At 57.5% G+C, this 24,189-nt stretch carries 23 protein-coding genes; 7 read left to right on the forward strand and 16 right to left on the reverse strand.

The window, feature by feature from the left end:
- Positions 1-44 precede the first annotated feature (44 nt).
- Genes AC2FJZ_RS16555 through AC2FJZ_RS16565 form a run of 3 tightly spaced genes read left to right on the forward strand, consistent with a single transcriptional unit; the run spans position 45 to position 3,153 of the window.
- The gene (locus AC2FJZ_RS16555; protein WP_496779000.1) at positions 45-1,127 is read left to right on the forward strand and encodes an ABC transporter permease; all 1,083 of its coding nucleotides are present in this window, start codon (positions 45-47) and stop codon (positions 1,125-1,127) included.
- A complete protein-coding gene (locus AC2FJZ_RS16560) occupies positions 1,127-2,047 on the forward strand; it encodes an ABC transporter permease (RefSeq protein ID WP_050604173.1) in 921 nt (306 codons plus the stop codon). Before AC2FJZ_RS16555 ends, AC2FJZ_RS16560 begins: the two co-directional genes overlap by 1 nt.
- Positions 2,048-2,079: 32 nt before the next feature.
- Positions 2,080-3,153, forward strand: coding sequence for a BMP family ABC transporter substrate-binding protein (locus AC2FJZ_RS16565; protein ID WP_496779002.1), 1,074 nt, complete (start codon positions 2,080-2,082; stop codon positions 3,151-3,153).
- A 79-nt stretch (positions 3,154-3,232) separates the two neighbouring features.
- Here AC2FJZ_RS16565 and AC2FJZ_RS16570 read toward each other — a convergent pair whose 3' ends face one another.
- The 6 genes from AC2FJZ_RS16570 to ugpB all read right to left on the reverse strand — a co-directional run bounded on the left by AC2FJZ_RS16570 (position 3,233) and on the right by ugpB (position 9,187).
- The gene (locus AC2FJZ_RS16570) at positions 3,233-3,982 is read right to left on the reverse strand and encodes a DeoR/GlpR family DNA-binding transcription regulator (RefSeq protein WP_496779004.1); all 750 of its coding nucleotides are present in this window, start codon (positions 3,980-3,982) and stop codon (positions 3,233-3,235) included.
- Positions 3,983-4,003: 21 nt separating this feature from the next.
- Complete coding sequence (locus AC2FJZ_RS16575) at positions 4,004-4,981, reverse strand: HAD-IIA family hydrolase (protein ID WP_496779006.1); 978 nt, start codon at positions 4,979-4,981, stop codon at positions 4,004-4,006.
- Positions 4,978-6,063, reverse strand: coding sequence for an ABC transporter ATP-binding protein (locus tag AC2FJZ_RS16580; protein ID WP_496779008.1), 1,086 nt, complete (start codon positions 6,061-6,063; stop codon positions 4,978-4,980). Before AC2FJZ_RS16580 ends, AC2FJZ_RS16575 begins: the two co-directional genes overlap by 4 nt.
- Position 6,064: 1 nt before the next feature.
- Complete coding sequence (ugpE, locus tag AC2FJZ_RS16585) at positions 6,065-6,913, reverse strand: sn-glycerol-3-phosphate ABC transporter permease UgpE (protein ID WP_496779010.1); 849 nt, start codon at positions 6,911-6,913, stop codon at positions 6,065-6,067.
- Positions 6,913-7,794: a sn-glycerol-3-phosphate ABC transporter permease UgpA gene (gene ugpA / locus AC2FJZ_RS16590; RefSeq protein WP_496668767.1), complete on the reverse strand. Its 882-nt coding sequence runs from the start codon at positions 7,792-7,794 to the stop codon at positions 6,913-6,915. Before ugpA ends, ugpE begins: the two co-directional genes overlap by 1 nt.
- A 76-nt stretch (positions 7,795-7,870) precedes the next feature.
- Positions 7,871-9,187: a sn-glycerol-3-phosphate ABC transporter substrate-binding protein UgpB gene (gene ugpB / locus AC2FJZ_RS16595; protein ID WP_496668766.1), complete on the reverse strand. Its 1,317-nt coding sequence runs from the start codon at positions 9,185-9,187 to the stop codon at positions 7,871-7,873.
- Positions 9,188-9,669: 482 nt separating this feature from the next.
- Between ugpB and AC2FJZ_RS16600 the strand changes: the two genes are divergently transcribed.
- Positions 9,670-10,668: a LacI family DNA-binding transcriptional regulator gene (locus AC2FJZ_RS16600; RefSeq protein WP_496668764.1), complete on the forward strand. Its 999-nt coding sequence runs from the start codon at positions 9,670-9,672 to the stop codon at positions 10,666-10,668.
- Here AC2FJZ_RS16600 and AC2FJZ_RS16605 read toward each other — a convergent pair whose 3' ends face one another.
- Positions 10,669-11,802 (reverse strand): Gfo/Idh/MocA family protein, encoded by a 1,134-nt coding sequence (locus AC2FJZ_RS16605; protein WP_496668762.1) that lies wholly within the window; start codon positions 11,800-11,802, stop codon positions 10,669-10,671. It lies immediately after the preceding gene.
- Between the two features lie 38 nt (positions 11,803-11,840).
- A complete protein-coding gene (locus AC2FJZ_RS16610) occupies positions 11,841-12,944 on the reverse strand; it encodes a Gfo/Idh/MocA family protein (RefSeq protein WP_496779012.1) in 1,104 nt (367 codons plus the stop codon).
- 112 nt (positions 12,945-13,056) lie between these two features.
- Between AC2FJZ_RS16610 and iolC the strand changes: the two genes are divergently transcribed.
- From iolC to AC2FJZ_RS16625, 3 genes are read left to right on the forward strand one after another with little or no spacing between them, the layout of a single operon-like run.
- Entirely contained in the window at positions 13,057-14,037 is a 981-nt protein-coding gene (iolC, locus tag AC2FJZ_RS16615; RefSeq protein WP_496779014.1) for a 5-dehydro-2-deoxygluconokinase, read from the forward strand.
- Positions 14,038-14,046: 9 nt separating this feature from the next.
- Entirely contained in the window at positions 14,047-14,883 is an 837-nt protein-coding gene (locus AC2FJZ_RS16620; protein ID WP_050604164.1) for a 5-deoxy-glucuronate isomerase, read from the forward strand.
- The gene (locus AC2FJZ_RS16625) at positions 14,880-15,719 is read left to right on the forward strand and encodes a class II fructose-bisphosphate aldolase (protein WP_496779016.1); all 840 of its coding nucleotides are present in this window, start codon (positions 14,880-14,882) and stop codon (positions 15,717-15,719) included. The genes AC2FJZ_RS16620 and AC2FJZ_RS16625 overlap by 4 nt, the downstream gene beginning before the upstream one ends.
- A gap of 15 nt (positions 15,720-15,734) precedes the next feature.
- Here AC2FJZ_RS16625 and AC2FJZ_RS16630 read toward each other — a convergent pair whose 3' ends face one another.
- The 8 genes from AC2FJZ_RS16630 to AC2FJZ_RS16665 form a co-directional block, all read right to left on the reverse strand.
- On the reverse strand, positions 15,735-16,514 hold the full coding sequence (locus AC2FJZ_RS16630) for a TIM barrel protein (protein WP_496779018.1): 780 nt from the start codon (positions 16,512-16,514) through the stop codon (positions 15,735-15,737).
- A 27-nt stretch (positions 16,515-16,541) separates the two neighbouring features.
- Positions 16,542-17,300: an SDR family NAD(P)-dependent oxidoreductase gene (locus tag AC2FJZ_RS16635; protein ID WP_496779020.1), complete on the reverse strand. Its 759-nt coding sequence runs from the start codon at positions 17,298-17,300 to the stop codon at positions 16,542-16,544.
- A complete protein-coding gene (gene iolB / locus AC2FJZ_RS16640; protein WP_496779022.1) occupies positions 17,297-18,103 on the reverse strand; it encodes a 5-deoxy-glucuronate isomerase in 807 nt (268 codons plus the stop codon). The genes AC2FJZ_RS16635 and iolB overlap by 4 nt, the downstream gene beginning before the upstream one ends.
- Positions 18,104-18,150: 47 nt before the next feature.
- A complete protein-coding gene (locus AC2FJZ_RS16645; RefSeq protein WP_496779024.1) occupies positions 18,151-19,332 on the reverse strand; it encodes a phytanoyl-CoA dioxygenase family protein in 1,182 nt (393 codons plus the stop codon).
- 48 nt (positions 19,333-19,380) lie between these two features.
- Complete coding sequence (iolE, locus tag AC2FJZ_RS16650; protein ID WP_496779026.1) at positions 19,381-20,280, reverse strand: myo-inosose-2 dehydratase; 900 nt, start codon at positions 20,278-20,280, stop codon at positions 19,381-19,383.
- A complete protein-coding gene (iolD, locus tag AC2FJZ_RS16655) occupies positions 20,277-22,109 on the reverse strand; it encodes a 3D-(3,5/4)-trihydroxycyclohexane-1,2-dione acylhydrolase (decyclizing) (RefSeq protein ID WP_496779028.1) in 1,833 nt (610 codons plus the stop codon). Before iolD ends, iolE begins: the two co-directional genes overlap by 4 nt.
- A gap of 147 nt (positions 22,110-22,256) precedes the next feature.
- Positions 22,257-23,078, reverse strand: coding sequence for an ATP-binding cassette domain-containing protein (locus AC2FJZ_RS16660; protein ID WP_050604157.1), 822 nt, complete (start codon positions 23,076-23,078; stop codon positions 22,257-22,259).
- A gap of 1 nt (position 23,079) precedes the next feature.
- The gene (locus AC2FJZ_RS16665) at positions 23,080-24,186 is read right to left on the reverse strand and encodes an ABC transporter permease (protein ID WP_496668742.1); all 1,107 of its coding nucleotides are present in this window, start codon (positions 24,184-24,186) and stop codon (positions 23,080-23,082) included.
- Positions 24,187-24,189: the final 3 nt, after the last annotated feature.

The following is a 24,189-nucleotide window of genomic DNA, read 5'->3' on the forward strand; positions in this document are numbered from 1 at the left end:
CGAGAGTTTTTAAGAAAAGATGAAGAATGTGGGGGGCTGAGCAGATGATTGTATTGGAGAAGCGGCCACAGCCGTCCAAGGCGTGGTCTTATGCGACCCCTCTGGTGGCGGTGCTGGCGACAATGGTGTTTGGAGGGGTGCTGTTTACCATTCTGGGCAAGAACCCGATTGAAGCCATTGGCACTATTTTCTGGGAACCGCTGTTTGGCGAGTTTGCCTTCTACTACCGTCCACAATTGTTGGTCAAAGGCGCACCTTTGGTTCTGATTGCCATCGGTCTGTCGCTGGGCTTTCGGGCCGGTATCTGGAATATCGGTGCCGAAGGGCAATACATCATGGGTGCCATCTTTGGCGCTGGTGCTGGTCTGGCCTTCTATCCTTTGGATGCGTATTACATCTTCCCGATCATGGTGATTTCGGGCGCGTTCGGCGGCTGGCTCTGGGCGATGATCCCGGCCTTTCTGAAAGTACGTTTTGGCACGAATGAAATCCTGGTGTCGCTAATGCTGGTCTATGTGGCCGAGCAGATGCTGGCCTCGGTCTCGCTGGGACTTTTGAAGAACCCAGAGGGCTTTGGCTTTCCCGGATCGCGCAACCTGCAGCAATATGACAGCGCGCATAACGCCGAGCTGATCGCCGGGTCCGGCATGCATTGGGGTGTGGTGACAGCACTGATCGCCGTGATCTTTGCGTATGTGCTGCTGAACCGGCACATGCTGGGCTTTCACATCCGTCTGACGGGTGAGGCGCCACGTGCTGCGAAGTTCGCGGGTGTGAATCCGGCGCGGCTAATCCTGTTCTGTCTGGGTTTGTCCGGGGCACTGGCCGGGCTGGCGGGGATGTTCGAGGTCTCCGGGCCTTCGGGCGTAGTCAGCATCGATTTTAACGTTGGCTATGGCTTTACCGCGATCATCGTCGCTTTTCTGGGCCGCCTGCATCCGGTGGGTATCCTGCTGGCCGGCGGCCTGATGGCGCTGACCTATATTGGCGGCGAAATCGCGCAGTCGAAGCTGGGCTTGCCGGCCGCAGCGATCCAAGTTTTCCAGGGGATGCTTCTGTTTTTCCTGCTGGCTTTCGATCTTCTGACCAACTACCGCATCCGTGCGGCTCGTAGCGAGGTAGCGTAATGGACCTTGGTGAAATCAATCCCGTCCTTCTGGTTGCCTCGCTGATGGTGGCCGCAACCCCCCTGCTGCTGGCCGCGATCGGAGAGCTGGTCGTCGAGAAAGCAGGCGTTCTGAACCTTGGTGTCGAGGGTATGATGATCGTGGGCGCAATCAGTGGCTTTGCCATCTCGGTCGAGACCGGATCGCCCTGGCTAGGCTTTGTTGCGGCGGCAATTGGTGGTGCAGTGCTGTCGCTGCTGTTTGTACTGCTGACACAGGTGGCATTGGCCAATCAGGTGGCAAGCGGCCTTGCACTGACGCTGTTCGGTCTGGGGTTCAGCGCTTTGATGGGGCAAAGCTATGTGGGCGTCAAACCCCCGAGTATGGGTGATATCCACATTCCGGTACTCAGCGACATTCCCGTCATCGGGCCGATCCTGTTCCAGCATGACCCGATCCTCTATGTTGGCATCGCTTTGACCGCAGCGGTTTGGGCCACGCTCAAATATACCCGTGTCGGTCTGATCCTGCGCGCGGTTGGTGAAAACCACGATGCCGCGCACGCGCTTGGTTATAAGGTCATCAAGATCCGCGTCATGGCGATCCTGTTTGGCGGGGCCTGCGCGGGTTTAGGCGGCGCCTATATCAGCCTGATCCGCGTGCCACAGTGGACCGAGGGTATGACCGCGGGTGTGGGCTGGATTGCTCTGGCGCTGGTGGTATTTGCCAGCTGGAAACCATGGCGTGCCTTGTTGGGTGCTTACTTGTTTGGCGGTATCACCGTGTTGCAGCTTAATTTGCAGGCAGCAGGCGTTGCCATCCCCGTCGAGTATCTGGCAATGTCGCCTTATATCATCACGATCCTTGTGCTTGTGATCCTTTCGGCCGACAAGAGCAGCGCACCTGCCGCATTGGGCCGGATCTTCCATGCCTCACACTAGGGGCCAACTGAACCAACTTGGGGAGTAACTACATGAAATTCAAATCACTTCTGACAATGGCTGCAATCGCGCTGGGTCTGGCGACTGGTGCCGTTGCGCAAGACAAAACCAAAGTCGGTTTCGTCTATGTCGGCCCCGTGGGTGACGGTGGCTGGACCTATGAACACAACAAGGGCCGTCTGGCCGTCGAGGATCACTTTGGCGACAAGGTTGAAACCGTCTTTGTTGAATCGGTTCCCGAAGGTCCCGATGCCGAGCGTGTTATGACCCAGATGGCGCTGGAAGGTGCCGATCTGATCTTTACCACTTCGTTCGGCTACATGGATCCGACCATCAACGTGGCCCAGAAGTTCCCGAACGTGAAGTTCGAGCACGCGACCGGCTATAAGACCGCCGACAACGTCTCGGTCTATTCGGCCCGTTTCTATGAAGGTCGCGCTGTTCAGGGCCACATCGCGGGTAACATGACCAAATCCAACATCATCGGATATATCGGTTCATACCCGATCCCCGAAGTGATCCGTGGCATCAACTCGGCCTATATCCACGCCAAGAAGGTGAACCCGGATGTCGAGTTCAAGATCGTCTGGGCATACACGTGGTTTGATCCGGCAAAAGAGGCTGACGCCGCCACTGTTCTGATTGAACAGGGCGCGGACGTTATCCTGCAACACACCGACTCGACTGCCCCGCAGGCAGCTGCGCAAGAGGCGGGTAACGTTGTCACCTTTGGTCAGGCCTCGGACATGAGCGAATATGCTCCGTTCCCGCGCGTCTCGTCGATCATCGATGATTGGGCCCCCTACTACATTGCGCGGACCCAAGCTGTCATGGATGGCACATGGGAAAGCGCCAACACATGGGACGGCATCCGGGAAGGCATGGTTGCAATCGGCGAGATCACGGAAGCCGTTCCTGCCGATGTCAAGGAAGAGGCCTTGGCACTGAAAGCCGCCATGGCTGCGGGTGAGTACCACCCCTTCACCGGCCCGCTGAAAAAGCAGGACGGTAGCGACTGGTTGGCTGAAGGCGAAACTGCTGACGACGGCACGCTGGCAGGCATGAACTTCTATGTCGAAGGTTTGGAAGGCGACATCCCGCAGTAAGCTGCGTGTATAACTTAAAGAAAAGGCCCGCCAAACGCGGGCCTTTTTTCATCGCAGAGCCCAGCCCGGCACACAGTGCTCAGGTGTTCAGCTCTGCGACCTGATGCAGGGTCAAGCCATCAATCGCGCGAGGCGGCGCAGCGTTTGTCACCATGGTGTCGATCCTGTCGAAACCGGCAACCTGAAACTTCGGCGATGTTTTCCATTTCTCCGCATCGGCCACCAGCAGCGACTGTCGGGATTGCTGCAGGATCATACGGCTGACATCCGCGTCAATGGGTTTGAAATCCAGCAACCCGTATTCGGTAGACAAGCCGCCTGCACCGATAACACCAAAGTCGGCACGGAACCTTTGATAATCCAACAGAGTTTGCCCGCCAACGACGTCACGATCTTCGGGCCGCAAGACCCCGGCGGTAAAGTGAACCTCGGCTGAGACCGAACCGCAAAAAATGGTCGCAACCTCAAGATTGTTAGTGACAACAGTCAGGTCGGAATGCTCCAGCAAGGCCTCGGCCACGTGTTGCACAGTGGTTCCGATGCCCAGCATGACTGTTGCGCCCTGCGGAATCATTTGGGCGGCGGCCTGACCAATGGCGCGCTTTGCCCCCTCGTTCATCACACGACGCGACCTGAAATTCAGATTGACAGGATTGCTCGGCGCCACAACCCCGCCATGAACACGGCGCGCAAGGCCCTCGTCGCACAGCGCGTTGATGTCCCGTCGGATGGTCTGTGTGGCCACGTTAAAATGTTGGGACAGGTCCGTAATTGATTGCAGACCCGACTGGCGGATGAGATCCAGGATCGTCCGTTGCCTGTCGTTCAAGTCCAAAAATCCAGATCCCTCTCAAATGCTCGGCGCAATCCAGTCCGGAAACACCCCACTCTCATCGATGTATTTCTGCACGGATTGCCCAGCAAACAAACCATGGTTGGTGATCAAAACCGAACCCCAGCCGCGCGATTGGCCCCCCAGAATATCTGTATGCAATGTATCACCCACCATGACAATGCGACGAGGATCAACCGCACCTGTGCGACGTTCGATCTCTTCGTAGACCGAAGCAAAAGGCTTACCGTGAAACGTTGGCGTTATCCCGAGACGGGACTGCACATCATGCGCATAGAATCCGGGCTCTCGCGTTAGACCGGTTTCGCGGGGCGCAACCAGATCAGGGTTTGCCACGACAACCGGTCGGGGATTTCGGGCCAGACTGTCCAGCAAAAGCGCCTGCCGCCCACTGTTCCAATCCATTGTGCTTAGGAAAAGGAAGCCGCCCGCCTGATCGTAAACCTCGATATCGTCCAGCAGGTGCAACGTGGGAACTTCTACCTCATCCTGGGTCCAGTTGGCAGGGGCCGCTGTACCCCATCGTTGCCCGATGGCCAGTTGCGGCATGTGATTCTCGCACACCATCCTGCTGGACACGATCTCACTCAGCGAAAAGTCGAAACCCAGACCCCGGAACACACCCTGCGCTTGGGCGGCGGCATAGCTGGCTGCGTTGGTCAGAACAAATATCGTTTTACTGGCCGCACGCAGATTTTTGATCCGTTCCGCCGCCGCCGGGATCGGAAGCTTTCCGGTATTGAGCACGCCATAAGCGTCAAAGACAAAAACGTCAGCCTGATCCGTGATCGCTCCCAGATCGGGGATGTGGTGCATCCCGCCTGATCGGCTTGGCGTATCTGGCAGCCGGTCCCGAATGTCTTCATACCATTGGAAAGCCATACCCGGCGTGATCGCGCACGAGATATCGTCCCAAATGGGACCTGTCGGTTCAGGTCGCGGGGTGATCGCCTGAGAGATCGAATCTGAGCTCATGTATTCAAACGCTGGCCGCTGGCTGTGTCGAAAAAATGCAGGTCCGACAAAGCCGCGCCCAGTTGCAACTCGCTTCCGGGTTCGGGCATGTGCACCCCCTGAAGACGTACACCGAGCGGTGAGGCTGTGCCGTTGATAGAGACCTCGCCATGCACGATCGTGTCGGCGCCCAATTGCTCGACAAAGCCTGTTTTCAGCTTCACATGCATCGCATGATCTTGTCCCCGATGAAGATGCTCGGGACGGACACCCACGCTCACCGAGGTACCTGCCGGTGCATGTATCGGCGCGTCTGCGGCAATCATCTGCTCTCCGATCTGCAACGAATGCCCATCAGATCCGACAGTCGCGTCGATAAAGTTCATCGCCGGGGTGCCGATGAATTCCGCAACAAAGCGTGTTGCGGGGCGCAGATATAGATCCATCGGCGTGCCGATCTGTTCGATCTTTCCCTCGCTCATGATCACGATACGATCAGCCAGCGACATCGCTTCGACCTGATCGTGGGTCACATAGATGAAGGTACCGTTCAGGCGCGCATGAAGCGCCTTCAGCTCGGCCCGCAATTGGGTGCGCAGCTTGGCGTCGAGGTTTGAAAGCGGCTCGTCAAACAAGAACACTTTCGGTTTGCGTACGATGGCGCGACCCATGGCGACCCGCTGGCGTTGACCACCCGAAAGCTGACGCGGTTTGCGGTCCAGGTAATCCGATAGCCGCAACGTGCGCGACGCCTCGGCAATACGCTCGGCGATCTCGTCCTTGGGCAGTCCTTCGTTTTTTAGACCATATTCCATATTCGCACGCACAGTCATATGCGGGTAAAGGGCATAGTTCTGGAATACCATGGCAATGTCCCGGTCTCCGGGTTCCAGATCGTTCACCCGACGCCCGTCAATATCCAGATCACCTGTCGTGATGGTTTCCAGACCCGCAATCATCCGCAGAATCGTAGATTTTCCACAGCCCGATGGGCCCACCAACACGATGAACTCACCATCCTGAATCTTAATATTGACGTCGCGTACAGCCGACACGCAGCCGGGATAGGTTTTGCCCAGTGACCTGATGCTCAGATTGGCCATATTATTTCTCGCTTTCCACAAGCCCTTTGACAAAGAGCTTTTGCATTGCAATCACAACCAGAACCGGCGGGATCATCGCCAGAACGGCCGTACCCATGATAAAATGCCAGACAGGAAGACTTTCACCCGAATTCACCATGCGTTGAATACCCATAACGATGGTGTATAGCCCCTCGTCCGTGGTTACCAAAAGCGGCCACAGGTATTGGTTCCAGCCGAAGATGAAAAGGATGATGAACAGCGCCGCTATGTTCGTACGGCTCAGCGGCAGCAAAATGTCCCAGAAGAAGCGCAGTGGTCCGGCGCGGTCGATCCGCGCGGCCTCGACCAACTCATCGGGGATGGTCAGAAAGAACTGACGGAACAGAAGCGTCGCGGTCGCAGATGCAATCAGCGGCACGATCAACCCCGCGTAGCTGTTGAGCAGCCCCATTTTGGTGACGACGTCAAAGGTTGGTAGAATGCGCACCTCGACCGGCAGCATGAGGGTGATGAAGATCATCCAGAAGAACACCATGCGGAACGGGAACTTGAAATAGACCACCGCATAGGCCGAGATGATCGAAATGGCGATTTTGCCAAACGTGATCCCCAGCGCCATGATCGCACTGTTCAGCATCATGCGGCCCAGCGGCACACCACCCGCTTCGGGCAGGCCCTGGCTGATCAGCAGGGAATAATTCTGCCAACCCTGATCGCCAAACCACATCGGGATCGGGGATGAGGAAAGTGCATCGGCGCTATGTGTTGATGCCACCAGCGCCATCCAGACCGGAAAGCATAGAAAAAGCACTCCGATTATCAGCGCAGCATGGGTCAGAACGGTCAGGAAGGGGCGATTTTCGACCATCAGTAGTTCACCTTGCGCTCGATATAGCGGAATTGGATGAAGGTCATGCCGACCACCAGCGCCATCAGAACAACTGACTGCGCGGCTGAGCTGCCATAGTCCTGACCAACGAAGCCGGTGGAATAGACACGATAAACCAGAATCGAAGTCGCATCGACCGGGCCGCCTTCGGTTGTGGCGTGGATCAGTGCAAAAGTGTCAAAGAAGGCATAGACCAGATTGATCACCAGCAGAAAGAATGTGGTGGGCGTCAGCAGCGGGAACACGATGGTCCAGAATCGCCGCGCCGGGCTGGCGCGATCAATGGCAGCTGCTTCGATCAAGGATTTCGGGATGCTTTGCAGACCGGCCAGAAAGAACAGGAAGTTATAGCTGATCTGCTTCCACGCCGCCGCGACAATCACCAGCAACAACGCCTGGTCGCCATTTACGTAATGATTCCAGTTCACTCCCAGCGCCTTGAGCCAATAAGCGACAATGCCAAGGCTTGGGTTCATCAGGAAATACCAGATTACGCCAGCCAAAGCCGGTGCAACTGCATAGGGCCAGATTAACAGGGTACGATACGCGGTCGCGGCCCGGATCACTCGGTTGGCGGCTACCGCCAGACCCAACGAGATGCTCATGGCCAGCGCAGCGACCGAAACGCTGAAAATCAGCGTGGTTCGGAAAGATCTGAGATAACCGGGATCGGCGAACAGCTCTGCATAATTCTGCATTCCAACCCAGTTGCGGGAAAACCCAAACGCGTCTTCAACATAAAACGAGCTTTCCAGCGCCTGATAGGAAGGCCAGAAAAAGAAAATCAGCGTGATGGCGATCTGCGGTGCAACCAACAAATACGGCAGCAGCTTGGATCGGTAGACGACGCGTTTCTGCATGTCAGATCTCGGCAGTCAGTGGGATCGAAAACGCGGCCCCCTACAATCAGAGGGAACCGCGCCATGAGGGGGTATCTTAGCTGTTCGCGCCCTGGAACTTACGCAGCAGCGTGTTACCGCGCTTTACAGCGTCATCCATTGCGGTCTTGGCATCTTTTTCACCCGACCAGACAGCTTCAAGCTCTTCGTTGATCACATCGCGGATCTGAACGAAGTTGCCAAAGCGCAGACCTTTCGAAGCCGGTGTCGGCGCGTTCAGGCTCAGCTGTTTGATGGCGGTGTCGGTGCCCGGATCGGTTTCATAGAAACCCTGTTCCTTCGACAGCTCATACGCCGCCGTGGTGATTGGAACATACCCGGTGGTCTGGTGCCAGTAGGCCTGCTGTTCGGGCGCTGAAACGAACTGGAAGAATTCAGCCGCGCAGGTGTATTCGGGTTGCTCGTGGCCGTTCAGAACCCACAGGGTCGCACCGCCGATGATCGAGTTCTGCGGCTCGTCTGCCAGAGAGGAATCCAGCGGCAGCATGGCCTGACCGAATTCGAAGTCCTTGATGTCGCTCTTAAAACCACCGTAATAGGCCGAAGAATTGATCCACAGCGCAGTCTCACCGTTCACGAATTGCCCACGGCTGTCTCCACGGCGACCGCCATAGACGAATAGACCTTCTTCGCCCATGTCTGCGATGCGCTGGATGTGATTTACAACGGCATCGTTGTTGAAGGTGAATTCGGTCGACAGGCTGGCGAAGCCGTTTTGCTCGGTGCCCATGGCAACATTGTGCCAGGCCGAGAAATTCTCGATGTTCGACCAGGATTGCCAGCCGAACGAAAACGGCTTTTCGACACCATTGGCCTTCAGTGCGCGCGCAACTTCTTCAACTTCGTCCCAGGTGGTCGGAACGGCAACACCTGCCGCATCCAAAGCGGTCTTGTTGTACCACAAAACCGGGGTCGATGAGTTGAAGGGCAGTGACAGAAGGTTGCCGTCGGTATCAGTGTAATACGAAATCACGGCGGGCAGGTATTTCGACTGATCGAAGTCGATACCCGCGTCTTTCATCAGTTTGTGGACAGGGTAGATTGCGCCTTTGTCGCCTGCAGCCATCATGGTGGCGGTGCCGACTTCGAACACCTGAACGATATGAGGCTGTTCGCCCGCGCGGAAGGCGGCAATCGCGGCGGTCATGTTCTCGGTGTAGTTGCCTTTGTAGGTCGAGTTGATCACGCAGCTGTCCGACTGAGCATTGAAGTCAGCAGCAAACTTGTCGGTGATTTCGCCCAACTGGCCACCCATGGCGTGCCAGAATTTAACTTCAGCCTTGTCGGCTGCAAAGGCGGCGGGGGCAGCGAAAACCGCAGCGGTCGCGGCAGCGTATTTCGTCGATGTTTTCATTGGATCCTCCAGGCTGGGTCACAAAGCGATATTGGGCAAGTCGTGTCATGTTCGACGCCTGTCCGCCGCCTACTGCGATTCTGTAACGTTCATATGAAATTTCTCTGTGTTCATATGAACTAAGATGCTGAATTAGCATTGGAGTTAGAGGTCAAATTGGATGGGTTTATTTCAAATGAACGCGTTGTTTCCTTTTCAAATACAGACGTCGGCCAGCACAGCTTGCTGAGCGCAACTGCATTGTTTCAAAAGCATTGGTTTTGAATGTGTGCTGGGCCAGCGACACTGAAACGGCAGGAAAAGCTTGATCCTCCCCGCAGGTTCGGGGCACATAACTGACGTTTCAAAGAAAGGTCTTCCGGTTCAAGATCAACTCTGCACTGTTTTGCAACCGGTTGCGGTAATTAGCCGATGGTGCATAATGAACTGACAATGAAAATCACCTCGACATCCCTTTCCTTTTGCCCTTGGAGTCACCGCCCGTGAGCGTGACCTTAAAAGACGTCGCTGCCCTTGCAGGTGTATCGCGATCTGCTGTTTCGCGCACCTTCACCGAAGGCGCCTCGGTCTCGGCAAAAACACGCAGCAAGGTCGAAAAAGCGGCACGCGAACTGGGCTACAGCCCGAATGCTCTGGCCTCGTCCCTAACGACCGGACGCACCAAACTGATCGGGTTGATTTCGAACAATTTTCACAACCCCATTTTCCTTGAGGTTTTCGATCAGTTCACCCGTGCCCTTCAGGAACGCGGCCTGCGCCCGTTGATCGTGAACCTGACGGATGAGACCGAACCCGCCAATTCGGTCCGAATGCTGCGGCAGTACTCGGTGGATGCGGCCATCGTGGCGTCGTCGACGCTGCCACCCAGCTTTGCCAAGGCGTTTCATGATGCTGGCGTGCCCGTGGTGCATACGTTTGGACGGTCGGCCACTTCGCCCGAAGTGCATGTCGTTGGAATCGACAACGCGGAATGCGGACGTATGGCCGCCCGCGAACTTTTGGCACGCAAATATACCCGCATCGGCTATCTGGGCGGACCTCAGGATGCGACCTCGGCCCTGGACCGGCATCGCGGCTTCATGGAGGAATTGTCCGGCCACCCTGAGATCGACGTGAGCCATTGTTTTGCCGGGGCCTACTCTTTCGAGGCTGGGCGGGCAGAAATGCTGCGCCTTCTCTCCGAAACTCCGGCCGAAGCTTACTTCTGCGGCGACGACATCCTGTCTATCGGCGCGCTATCGGCGCTGAAAGATCATGGGTTGAAGCCGGGTCAAGACATTGGAATCATCGGTCTGAACGACATGGAAATGTCGCGATGGGAAAACATCGACCTGACGACGATTCACCAGCCGATCAAGCAGATCATCACCTCATCCGTCGATCTGATTGTCGAGATGTTGAAAGAGCCTCAGCGCTATCCCGAGGCCCGTATATTCCCCTGCCGCGTAATTGAGCGGGGCACATTGCGGCCCCGCCCCTGATTAGCGAAACATCGGCGGACGGGCGTCCTTCCAAGCCCCACCTGCTTTGCCCGAAGCAACGGCTGCATAGACCGCAGCGATGGATCTCACTCCATCCGCTGCCCCGGGCAGCCCGTCCCGGACTTCACCGCGAATTGCATCTGCCAGATCGCAATAGATATTGGCCACCGCCAGAGGGAATCCCTCGGGGTGCGCGATGGCGACCCGAGACAGACGCTGAACTTCGTCATGCAGATCGCCCTCGCCCTTTTCGATGATTTGGGTGCGCCCACCCACAGGCGTGTAAATCAACTGGTTGGGTTGCTCGGATGCCCAGCGCAGCCCGCCGGTTTCGCCAAAGACCTGAATATCAAAGCCATGTTGCCGTCCGATCGCCACCGATGATGTCCAAAGGCGTCCAACCGTGCCGCCTTCCATACGGAAGTTGATCATTGCATCGTCTTCCAACTCACGGCTGGAGATAGTCGAGGCCATATCGGCGGCAAGGGTCTTCACCTCGTCATCGCAGATAAAGCTAGCCATATGCAGCGCGTGGATACCGCAATCGGCAAACTGCCCAGAGATCCCTGCCATAGCTGGGTCATAGCGCCAGCGGACACGCGGGTTGTCTGCGTCGGTGGCGTCGCCATGATGACCATGGCTGAAGTTCGTCACAACCAACCGCACCTTGCCGATATCGCCTGCACGCACCATCGCACGGGCCTGACGCACCATCGGGTAGGCAGAATAGCAGTAGTTCACCGCGCAGATCTTGCCCGAAGCTTCGGCCACGCGGACGATCTCTTCGCCTTCTTCCACCGTCATGGTCATCGGCTTTTCGCACAAAACGTTGAAGCCAGCTTCCAAATAGGCCTTAGCAATCTCGAAATGGGTCGAGTTGGGCGTCGCAATAGTCACCAGATCAATCCGGTCATCCCGGTCTTTCTCGCCCGCCAGCATCTGTTGCCAGTCACCATAGGCGCGGTCAGCAGCAACACCCAGTCGCTGCGCGTATTCCCTGCCTGCTTCGGGCCGGTGATCCAGCGCGCCAGCGGCAAATTCAAACAGGCCGTCAGCCTGAGCGCCCAAACGGTGGGCAGGCCCAATCTGGCTGCCTTCACCACCCCCGATCATGCCCCATCTCAACTTAGCCATGGTCATCGTCTCTCTTTAGAATTTCATAGGTTCAGCGATCAGAAATCGCTGATGTCTTTCCATCGCCGCTGATCTGACGATGCCAGGGCAGCGGCCAGCACACGGTTCACTTCATGCCCATCGCGAAAGGTGGGCCAGGCCGCTTCTCCGGTTTGAATGGCCTGCAGGAAATCCTTGGCCTCGATGATAATCTGATCCTGATATCCGGTTCCGTGACCCGCGCCCTGACAGAAGGGTTCATAATCCGGGTGCGCGGGGCCTGTCAGAATCTTTGTAAACCCGCGCGAAGCTTCGGGCCCTTCCCGCTTATACAGCCACAGCGCGTTCTGGTCTTCCTGATCAAACCGGATCGCGCCTTTTGTGCCTGATATTTCATAAGCGTAACCCATTTTCCGACCCGTCGCGACCCGGCTGAAATACAGGTTACCCATAACCCCGTTTTTGAACCGGCACATCATCTGGGCATGGTCGTCATTTGTAACCTCGCCACCCGGGCGGGTTTTGTGCACCGTCTCCACATCGGCCATCACCTGCGCAATCGGGCCAACAAGTGCCATCGCGCCGTTGACCATATGCGGCGCCAAATCTCCAATTGTGCCATTGGCCATTCCTGTCGTGCGCCACGTGGCTGGGGCCTGCGGATCGGCATAAAAATCCTCGGTATGCTCACCCCTGAACCACGTGATGTCACCGATCTCACCATCGGTGATCAACTGGCGGGCGTACTGGCTGGCGGGTGTGCGAATATAGTTGAACCCCACCATGTTCACGGCACCCGCGGCTTCGGCTGCCGCAACCATCGCCCTGCTGTCTTCAAGCGATGCTCCTAGTGGTTTTTCACACAACACGGGCTTGCCCAGATCAAAAGCCGTTTCGGCGATCTGACGATGCGTGGATTGAGGCGAAGCAATTACAATGGCTTCGACCTTGGGGTCTTCAACCAGCGCGCGCCAATCGTCAGTCGCGCGCGCAAAGCCATAGGCTGTCCGGTAACGTTCAGCGCTTTCGGGGCTGGATGCACAAATGACCTCAAGCCGGGGCCTCAACGCGGTGTTGAACACCGCACCAACTGCCGACATGGCAACTGAATGGGCCTTGCCCATATAGCCGCCACCCACAATTCCAATTCCGATTTCAGGCATCTGCAACGGCTCCGAACATATCATTTGCAACCGGTTGCAAAATCAGTATCGTGTGAATCGATTCAACGCAAGGTCCAAACTTTGCCGACCCCACTGTGCCGGAGGACATGACTTGAGCGCTTTGATAGACGGTATCAAAGGAAACCGCTTTGCCGTTTTCGGGCGAGCAGGCATGGACCTGTATGCAGACCCCATCGGTGTCAAAAGCGAGGATGCCGACACGTTCCATGCCGATCTGGGTGGTTCATCCGCAAACATATGCACCGGGTTGGTGAAGCTGGGCAGTCAGGCCTCGCTGATCACGTCTGTCTCGGATGATGCTGTTGGCCGGTTCTGCCTGAACCGATTGCGACACTATGGCGTCGATACATCCTTTATCCGGGTATTGGGTGGTGAATATCGCATGTCTCTGGCTGTTTATGAAAGCCGGATCGAGAACTTTCAGAATGTCATCTACCGCAACGGGGCCGTCGATTTTCAGGTCACTGAAGAGGACATGGACAAGGTCGACTATTCATCCTTCTCGGCAGTCATCTCGGCAGGCACGGTTTTTGCCTCCGAGCCATCGCGCGGCGCTACGTTCCGTGCGTTCGAATACGCACGAGCTGTTGGTCTGCCAATCATCTTCGATATCGACTACCGCCCCTACAGCTGGCCCTCGCCCGAGGTAGCCGCCGAGATCCTGTCGCGGGCCGGAGACGCCAGCGACCTGATCGTCGGCAATGACGAAGAGTTCGGGTTCATGGCTGGAGGCATCGAAAAGGGCTTTGCCAAGGCCAAGGAACTGGCAGAAAAACCTGGTCGGCTGGTTATCTACAAGATGGGTGAAAAAGGCGCCGTCACATTGATGGACGGGCAAGAGATTGAAACCGGCATCTACCCGGTCACCGCCGTCAAACCCAATGGGGCTGGCGACAGTTTCATGGCGGGCCTATTGGCTTCAATTGCTACCGGGCACGACCTGAAAGACGCTGTCATGCGCGGTTCGGCCTGCGCATCGATCGTGGTGTCAAAGCCAGGGTGCGCGCCAGCCATGCCCACGACCGCTGAACTGGATGCGTTCCTCGCCTCACACCCCGGCCCAACCACATAGGAGACTCCCATGCACATCGCGCCCTATGACAACCAGAACAAGCCAATCGTCGACGCCGATGATCCAACTGTCCCGTTGAACTATTTCAACATCGTCAAACTGAAAAAGGGCGAAGCGTTCGAATATCAGGTTCCCGGCTATGAGACCTGCATCGTGCCCGCCACCGGCAGTGTCGACGTGGACGTCGAAGGCGTTGCCTTCGCGAAGCTGGGCAACCGGGGCGAAGATGTCTGGGATGGCGACCCCGAAGGCGTTTACGTGCCCGTCGGTGCAAAAGTGCAATTGGTTTGCGTTTCAAATGAAGCCGAAGTCTTCATTGCCGGCGCCAAATACGACAAGGTGCTGGACCCGTTCGATGTGCGGGAACACGACCTTGTGCAATACGGCAGCGACGACACCAAAACTCACCGTAAGATCAAACACATCCTTGGCCAGAAACAGCACGACAAAGTTGGCCGCCTGTTGGTGAGTGAGCTGTTCACCGTTGGTCAGGGCGGCTGGTCAGGCTTTCCCAGCCACAAGCACGACACCAACCGCCTGCCGGACGAGACCCGCCACGACGAGACCTATAATTTCCGCTTCAAGCCCAACTGGGGCTCGGGCCTGCAGATGTTGCAACGCGAGGACAACGAACCGGGCGATGCCTATCACATCGTGGATGGCTCAACGATCTGCATCGACAATGGCTATCATCCCTGCTGTGTTCTGCCGGGCTATGAGATGTATTATTTCACCATCCTCGGTGGTCTGACCCAGCGTTCGTTGGTGCAGTATTTCCAGCCCACCCATGCCTATCAGATCGAAACGATCCCAGGCATCAAAGACATGATCGCGAAGTTCAAATGACTCTCGTCACATTGAAAGACGTCCTGCAACCCGCCTATGAACAAGGTTACGCCGTGGGCGGGCTTGTCACCCTCGGCTGGGAAGACATGCGCGCCTATGTGGCAGCGGCCGAGGCGGAAAATGCACCGGTGATCCTGCAAGCCGGCCCCAGTTGCCGCGAACACACGCCGCTGCCCGTACTGGGTAAAATGTTCCGGTATCTCGCCGAAAACGCGTCGGTTCCGGTCGTTGCACATCTGGATCACGGCTACACGTTCGAAGACTGCAAGATTGCGCTGGACAGCGGTTTTACCTCGTTGATGTTCGACGGGTCGCGCAAACCTTTGCAACAAAACATCGACGAGACCGCCGCGATTGCCGAGATGGCTCATGCGGCCGGGATTTCATGCGAGGGCGAGATTGGCTTTGTCGGTTACTCGGGCGGTGAAGGATCCAATGGCACCGACCCCGAGGAAGCTGCGGAATTCGCACGTGAAAGCGGGGTGGACGCGATGGCGATTTCGGTCGGCAATGTTCACCTTCAGCAGAACAAGGAAGGTGGTTTGGACGAGGCGCGTATCGCCGAGATCGATGCCATGACCAAGGTACCCCTGGTCATTCACGGCGGGTCGGGTGTGCCGGTGGAGCAGCGCATGAAGCTTGCGCAAAAGACATCGATCTGCAAGTTCAACATCGGGACCGAGCTGCGTATGGCGTTCGGTACAGCCATGCGCGAGGCTGTCAACCGCGATCCGGATCGGTTTGATCGCGTCTCTATCCTGAAAGAAACACACGACCCGGTCGAGGCCGCTGCCCGCACTGTGATCCGTGCCTTTGGTGCCCCGCCGCAAAGGTAAAGCGCCCAAACTCCCTTAGATCGTAAAGGCAGCCCGGAAAGCCTCGAGCGCTGTTTCCGGGTCCCCCGCGGCAGTCGCCTCGAGGCCGACGGGGCCACGATAACCCATATCCTTGAGCGCCCGCGCAACAGCGGCATAGTTGATCTCTCCGGTTCCCGGTTCACACCGGCCGGGGTTGTCGGCAACCTGAACCTCTCCGATCCATGGCAGGCATTTCTCGCACCAACGGACCAGGTCGCCTTCCCCGATCTGTGTGTGATAGAGGTCCAGATTCATCTGAAGACGCGGGTGGTTGATCGACGAAACCAACGCCAGAACATCCCCGGTCGATCCAAAAGGGCAACCGGGATGATCCAGCAGGTTCAGGTTCTCCAGCGTGAAAACAACATCTTCGTCTTCGGCCAGGTCACAAATGCGGTGCAAAGTGTCCCGTGCCTTCAGCCACATGTCACCGGTCACGACGTCATGCTGCCAGATCGGAATTCCACCATCACCCAAACCGGTCCCGTGCAGGTTCAGACGATCCACGCCCAGACGCTTGCCAATCTGCGCGGTCTCACGCGCCGATGCCAACAACATGTCAGCCCCTTCCTCATCCGCAAGACGGCCCTGAAGATACCCGTCCATGATCGTGTAATTCGCGCCAACGCGTTCCAACTTGTCCAGATCCCACGCTGGCCAGTTCCACAGGCCGACACCAAACCCCATCTCGGTCAACCGCGCAGCGCGCCAATCCATGGGTTTGTCCAGCCACAGCATCTCGGCACATGCCGCCAGTTGAAAGGGTTGAGACATGTCAGCTCTCCAATTGTTCTGAATGGTTCAGATCGAGCCACCCTCGACCATGAAGTTCCCAGCGCTGCACATGGCAGCATCGTCAGAGGCCAGAAACAGCACCATCCGCGCGACATAGACCGGTTCAATCGGGTCCGGCAGGCACTGACGGTCCACCTGCTTGGCCAGGGCCTCGGGCGTGACCCACAGATCTTTCTGACGATCGGTCATGATCCAGCCGGGCACAACCGTGTTCACACGGATGCGGTGATCACCCAACTCGCGCGCCATGGTTCGGGTCAGGCCGTGTACTGCGGATTTGGCGGTGGCGTAGGCCGGAAATCCCGCGCCGGCCTCCCACCAGGAATTCGAGCCAATGTTGACGATCGAGCCTTTGCCTTTGGCGATCATACCCGGGGCCACGGTCTGAATGGCAAAGAACATATGGCGGATATTGGTCGCCATGCGCTCGTCCCAATACTCGGGCGTCACATCGCGCCAGTCGTGGCGGTCATCGTGGGCGGCGTTGTTGACCAGTACATCCGCTTCTCCCAACTCCTCTACCAATTGCCCCAACGCATCCTGCATGGCATCGATATCGCGCAGATCGCATTGGGCGAATGCATGCGCGCCGTTCAGCTCCGACAGCAAAGCAAGCCCGGCATCAGCGTTGAGATCCAGGAACCCGACCTTTGCCCCCTGATCGGCAAAAGCGCGAACGGTTTCCGCGCCAATTCCCCCAGCCCCGCCGGTTATGAAAACCGTTTTGCCTGCAAGGCTTGGGTAATTGGCGAAATCTTTGCTCATCCGTCACGCTCCATGATCCATTCGACCTCGGGGGCCGGTACAAATCGCCACTTCCGCAGGGGCCCTGCCATGACGTTCAGATAGTACATCTCAAACCCATAGGGCGCGCCGCAAGGGTGATGACCGCGCGGGACGGTCACAACATCGCCATCAGAGACCGCCATCGTCTCATCCAACTGTCCGTCATCCGTATAAACCCGCTGTATCCCGAACCCGTTTGCAGGGTTGAGACGATGATAATATGTCTCTTCCAGATAGGTCATCCGGGGGAAGTCATCCTCGTCATGACGGTGGCTGGGATACGAAGACCAGTGCCCATTTGGCGTAAACACCTCAGTCACCAACAAACTGTCGGCGTAGTCCTCGTTCTCCATCGCTATGTTATTGATGTATCGCGTGTTCACGCCCTTACCGCGTTCGGTGAGTGTGATGCCATCCGGTCCAATGCGACGCGCTTGGTGACCGCCTTTGCCCGGAGCCGAGCACACGGCCACAACGCAATCGGTTTCCGCCACCGCCTCCCAGTCCGTCCCGTTCGGCAGATACAAACAATGCGGTGGCGTCTTTTCGAACACGTTCATTCGGTCGCCCAACACGCCCCAATCCTGCCCGGCTCCGGTGATCTTTGCCTTGCCTTCGACCATCACGAGAATGACCTCTCGGTCCCCAGTGGCCTCGGCCGCCCTGTCCCCTGCCTTCAGGTGATAAAGCCCGAAACCCACATACCGCCACCCGGCGCTGGCTGGCGTGATGTCATGCACCTTGCCACGGGTGCCGAAGGGCTTCTTGAGCAGATCTGCCATAGTTCTTCTCCGATTGGAGCGGGCTCGTTGGTCCGCCCGTTTGGGCCTTAAGCGGCTTGTCGTGACTGCAATGCTGAAAGAGCGTCAGAAAGCTCTGTATCACTCCACCCGTCGGATAGGGCGCGGTGCAGGATGTCCGCCTGACTGTCTGGCGCGTTGCCACCAACCGGTGGGTCCGTATCAAGGTTGGTCGGGAAGGGATAGCCCTCGGCTGTTGCCCCGACAGCAGCGTCGATTTCCGCGGCGCTCAGATCGCCGCGTTGCCTCAAAGCCGACAGCGCAGGAAACACGGCCTGTGTCATAGCAGTACGATTGACGGCTTCCATCGCGCGTCCGAAAGCTGACGACACCTGAAGCAGGTTGGCCATCCTGTGAATGTTGTTGCTGCTATTCTCACCCGCTGCGTGGAACAGCGCGGGATTGAAGAACACTGCGTCCCCTTTGTTCAGCGGCAACTGGATGTAGGCTTGCTCGAAATGATCCCGATGCGCCGGATCATGAAATGCCAGATACCCCGGCGCGTAGAGCTGCGAGAACGGCAACAGTTTGGTTGGCCCGCTTTCCACTGGCATGTCGCAATGCGCGACGGCCCCTTGCAAGGTCAGCGAAGCCGTCACCAGATGGGCATGTGCCGGATACCGCGCGGCACTGTCCGCCGTTTGAAAGCCCAGATGGTAATCCCGATGCGCCTGTTGTGCTTTGCCACCGGGTCGCACCTGATTGACCTGCGCGGTCATCTGGTAATTCGGCCCCAGCCAGGCCTCGCACGCCGCTGCAATAGCCACATTCCCGAAATACAGCGCAAAGCCCTCTGGGTCACGCATGCACTGCTTTTGCAATGCGTTCCATATCCGGTCATTGGCGCCCGAGGCTGCAAAGTGGTCGCCCTCACCACCTGTGCCCTCGCGTTCCTCCTTGATGATCTGTTGGAACACTCCGGTCGCCCGGTCGATCACGGACGTATCCGCAAAAGCGCCGCTAAGAACGATCACGCCCGCCGATTTATCAAGCACGCGCGCCCATTCTGCCAGCAGCGCTTTTCTTTGATCTGCATTCTCCAAGGCGGGGCGCAGCGCGTGCATGTCGTAGATCGGAACGTTCTTTTCCACCGAAGCGGCATGAGGGACCGCATCGAGCGTCAGGTTTTGCGAGGTCAACACCTTGAATTCATCCAGATCACAGGATTCCCGGTCGAAATAGCCGACATATCCAAGTTCCTGATGTACCATGACATACTCCTCTTTCATGGCTTCGGTGTTGCCCTTTGAGGCGGTGATTTAGGTGGTGATCTCCAACCCTGCCTTGCCGCAAACTTCGACGATATGGTCGTAACCCATTTTGGAGTACTCATAGGGCGGCGCCTTGGCGGGGTCCTGCTCTGCCTCGACCACGATCCAGCCGTTATAGTCCATCGCTTTCAACGCATTGGCTACGGCCTGAAAATCGATGCAGCCATCACCCGGCACTGTGAATGCACCGGCGATCACTGCATCCAGGAAACTTCGATTGTTCTCGCGTGTGTCCTGTACGATTTCGGGTCGGATATCCTTGAAATGTACATGATGAACCCGGTCGCCCCAACGGTTCAGTGTGGCCATCACATCGCCGCCACCAAACAGCAGATGGCCCGTATCGAAGCACAGCTTCAATTCGGGGCCGGAACCCTCCATCAGCCAGTTCACTTCATCTTCGCTTTCGATGATCGTGCCCATATGATGGTGATAGGCCATCGGCATGCCCTGATCTGCCATCCACTTGGCAAGTTCGGTCAGCTTGCCCGCATAGGCCAGCACCTCATCCCGCGACAGTTTGGGGCGATCATTGACAGGCGTTCCGATCTGCCCCTGAACGGTATTGGAACACTCGGCGTAAACGATACATGGGCTGTTCAGCGCGACGAATTGTTCGACCTGTTCGCGCACGACGCCGATCTCGGCGTCAAGGTCATTGACCAGAGTGCTGCCCGAGCACCAACCACCACACAACGCTATGTTGTTGGCATCCAGATACGCGCGCAGCCCTTCGGTGTCGGCGGGCATCCTCTGGCCGCGTTCGACACCTGTGTAACCGATCTCGCGCGCTTCTTTCAGCGCCTGCTTCATCGTGTAAGCTGCGGTCAGGTCCGGCAGATCGTCATTTTGCCAGGCAATCGGAGAGATACCGATCTTCACGCTCATTTCGTGTTTCTTTCCTTGATGGCGGTTTCATAGGCCGCACGTTTTTCATTCACTTCCGGGCGGACGCTGACCTCGGGCACTGCCACTTCCCACCACGTTCCGCCATATTCGGTCGATGGGTAGGGATCGGTGTCGATCACCACGACATAGGGGCCTTTGACCTCACCGCGTTTGGCCAGCGCGTCTTCAAGCTCGGCAATTGAACTGACCTTGACCGAGGTAGCCCCCATCGCTGCCGCATGGGCTGCAAAATCGATGGCCGATGCCGTTTCGTGTACGGTGTGGTCGAGAAGGTTGTTAAACTCGGCCCCGCCTGTCCCCATTTGCAGACGGTTGATGCAACCAAACCCCCGGTTGTCCGTGACCACAACGGTGAACGAGATCCCCATCATCGCCGCCGTCGCCATTTCCGAGTTGGCCATCATATAAGTACCGTCACCGGTAAAACAGGTCACGTCGCGGTCCGGCTGGGCCATCTTGATGCCCATGGCACCGGCGATCTCATAACCCATGCAGCTGAAGCCGTATTCCATGTGATAGGCACCAGGGCGCGGAGCTTTCCACAGCTTGTGCAGCTCACCCGGCATTGTGCCGGCTGCGCACATCGCAACGGTGTTTTCATTGGCCGCCCTTTGCACGGCACCGATCACCTGCATATCCGTGGGCAGCGCGTTGCTGTCTGTCGGCGCATCGGTCAGCGCGTCAACTTTGCCAAACCAATCGGATTTCAACGTCGCAGGCAGGTCTGGCGCGCGATGATTACCCAGCGCCTCGGCCAGTTCATTCAGTCCAACGCGCGCGTCGGATTGCAGTGGCATCGCACCGTGCTTTTCGGCGTCATAGGCGGCGGTGTTCAGGCTGATCAACTCACGCTCAGGGTTGGCAAACAAACCCCAAGACCCGGTGGTAAAATCCTGAAACCGGGTGCCAACACCCAGCACAAGGTCGGCCTCGGCACAGATATCGTTGGCAGGTTCGCCACCTGTCACACCGATTGGGCCAATGTTCAGCGGATGATCCCAAGCCAGCGCGGATTTACCCGCCTGCGTCTCGGCCACCGGGATGTTATGCGCTTCGGCAAAGCTTTGCAGCGCGGCAGTTGCGTCTGAATAATGCACGCCGCCACCCGCAACGATCACAGGGCGTCTAGCCGCCTTGATTGCCGCCACAGCCCGCGCCAGTTCACCTTCATCCGGGCGAATGCGACGCTGATACCAGACGCGCGGCTCAAAGAAGCTTTCGGGATAGTCGTAGGCCTCGGCCTGTACATCCTGACAAAAAGCCAGCGTCACCGGCCCGCAGTCGGCCGGGTCCGTCATCGTGCGAAAGGCACGCGGCAGAGCCGTCAGCAGATGCTCGGGGCGTGTGATGCGGTCGAAATAGCGGCTGACCGGTCGGAAACAGTCATTCGCACTGATGGTTCCGTCCGAGAATACTTCGGGTTGCTGAAGCACCGGATCGGGTCCACGCGTTGCAAACACGTCTCCGGGCAGCAGCAAAACAGGCAGGCGGTTCACATGGGCCAGAGCAGCAGCGGTAACCATATTGGTGGCCCCCGGTCCGATCGAAGAGGTCACAGCCATCGCGCGCCTCCGGCCCAGTTGCTTGGCATACGCAATCGCACAATGCGCCATGGTTTGTTCGTTATGGCCGCGGTAGGTTGGCAAACTGTCTTTTACGCCATGCAGCGCCTCACCCAACCCGGCCACATTGCCGTGGCCGAAAATCGCCCAGACACCGGCGATAAAGGGCTCTCCGGCCTCGTTCATCTGTGCCCCAAGATAGCGTACCAGAGCTTGCGCCGCGGTCAGTCGGACTGTCTTGCTCATCATGATCCCTCTCAACTCGGAGCCGCCGTCAGCGGTCCGCGGGTTTTCTCATTTGCGAAGGTGCCAGACCTTTTCAGGGCCTGAAAACAGAGTGGCGTCAGGTGCCACAACCCGAAGGATGCCCCCCTTGGGGGCACCCGAGTACTTTTAAACCGTACCGCCCAGCGATCCCTCAAGCTCGGCCATTTCCTGACCACCTGCCATCAGGTCCTGCAATTGCTCGGGCGTGATTTCACCACGGGTTGCCGTGCCCAGCGTTTTGCCCCGATTGAGCACGGTGAACCGGTCACCCACCGCCAGTGCATGGCGTACGTTATGGCTGATGAAGACCACGCCAATACCATGGTTGCGCACTTTGTCGATGGTCGCCAGAACGTTCGACGTCTGGCGCACACCAAGGGCCGAGGTCGGTTCGTCCAAAATCAGGATCTTGGCCCCGAAATACACAGCACGGGCAATTGCAACAGTCTGACGTTCGCCACCAGACAAGGTACCGACAGCCTGATCCGGTCCACGCAGATTGATGCCCATCTTGCGCATCTCCTCCATGCAGACATCGTTTGCGTGATCCACATCGAACCGTTTCAGCAGGCCTTTACCCTTTGTGGGTTCGCGCCCCATGAAGAAGTTGCGCGTGACGCTCATCAGCGGGATCATCGCCAGATCCTGGAACACCGTCGCGATGCCTGCCTCCATCGCATCCCGAGGGGTGTCGAAATGCAAAGGTTTGCCTTCGAAAAAGATCTCGCCCTTGGTGGGTTTATGCACGCCGGACATGGTCTTGATGAAGGTCGATTTACCGGCACCGTTGTCGCCCAGCAAACAATGGCATTCACCCGGTTTGACGTCAAAGCTGACGCCGGCCAACGCGATGATATTGCCAAAGTGCTTTTCGATGTTCTTCATTTCCACGATGGGCGCCAGATCGGTCACCGTATCGCCGTGGTGGAACTTGGTATCTTCAGTCATATCAGCGCTCCCCGGTTACGCGTTTACGGATCGCATTGTTGAACAGAACGGCGATCAGAAGCATTCCGCCCAGGAAGACCTGGAACCAATCCTGATCGAAATCTGTATAGGTCAGGCCGATGACAACCATGCCGAAGATGATCGAGCCGAAGAATGCCCCGATGGCCGAGCCATAACCGCCCGTCAGCAGACAGCCACCGATTACGGCCGCGATGATCGCCTCAAACTCTTTCTGGAATCCGCGACGTGCATCAGTCGAGCCAGCATCGATCACCGTGATGATGGCCACCAGTGCCGCGCAGCATGCGGTCAGCATGAACAGCGAAACCTTGATCCGGTTCACTGGCACACCCGAGTTGGAGGCCGCAGTACTGTCACCGCCAGCCGCGAAAATCCAGTTCCCTGCAGGAGTGCGAAGCAGCACATAGGTTGCAACCAGTGCGAGCACGATGAACCACAGGATTTCGACCGGAATGCCAGGCACTTTGGGCGCACCGCTTTTGAAGGTATCAATCATGCCATTGGCTGCCAACCAGGAGAACAAGCTACTGAACGCTTCGCCCGAGAAGAACGGTGCCAGCCAGTCGTTTTCAACCACATCGCGCACGCCACGCAATTGAGTCGATCCTCCGGTGGCGGCCTTGAGGCCAACTAGTGACAGGCCGCGCAGGATGAACAGGAAGGCCAAAGTGACGATAAAGGACGGCAACCCGGATCGGATCACGATGTTGCCGTTTACCGCGCCAACGAGGCCCGCAAATACAAATGTCATGGGGATGGCGACGATCAGGGGCAACTGCCAGGTGACCACACAGACACCGAAGAACAAGCCTGCAAATGCCACCATCGAACCGATGGACAAGTCAAACTCCCCTCCGATCATCAGAAGGGCCGCACCTATTGCCAGAATGCCCAGCTGTGCCGCAGGTGTCATGAAGTTCATGATCCCGGCCAGAGTAAACATCGAGTCGTCTGCTGTGATGGCAAAGAAGATGACCACCAGGACAACACCGGCCATCGCACCGAGTTCGGGCCGTTTCATGAGCTTGGTCATGAAAGGTTCTTTTTTGACCCTTTCGTCCCCGGCAATTTGAGCTGAGTCACTCATCGT

The sequence above is a fragment of the Ruegeria sp. CDSA079 genome (assembly GCF_059612245.1).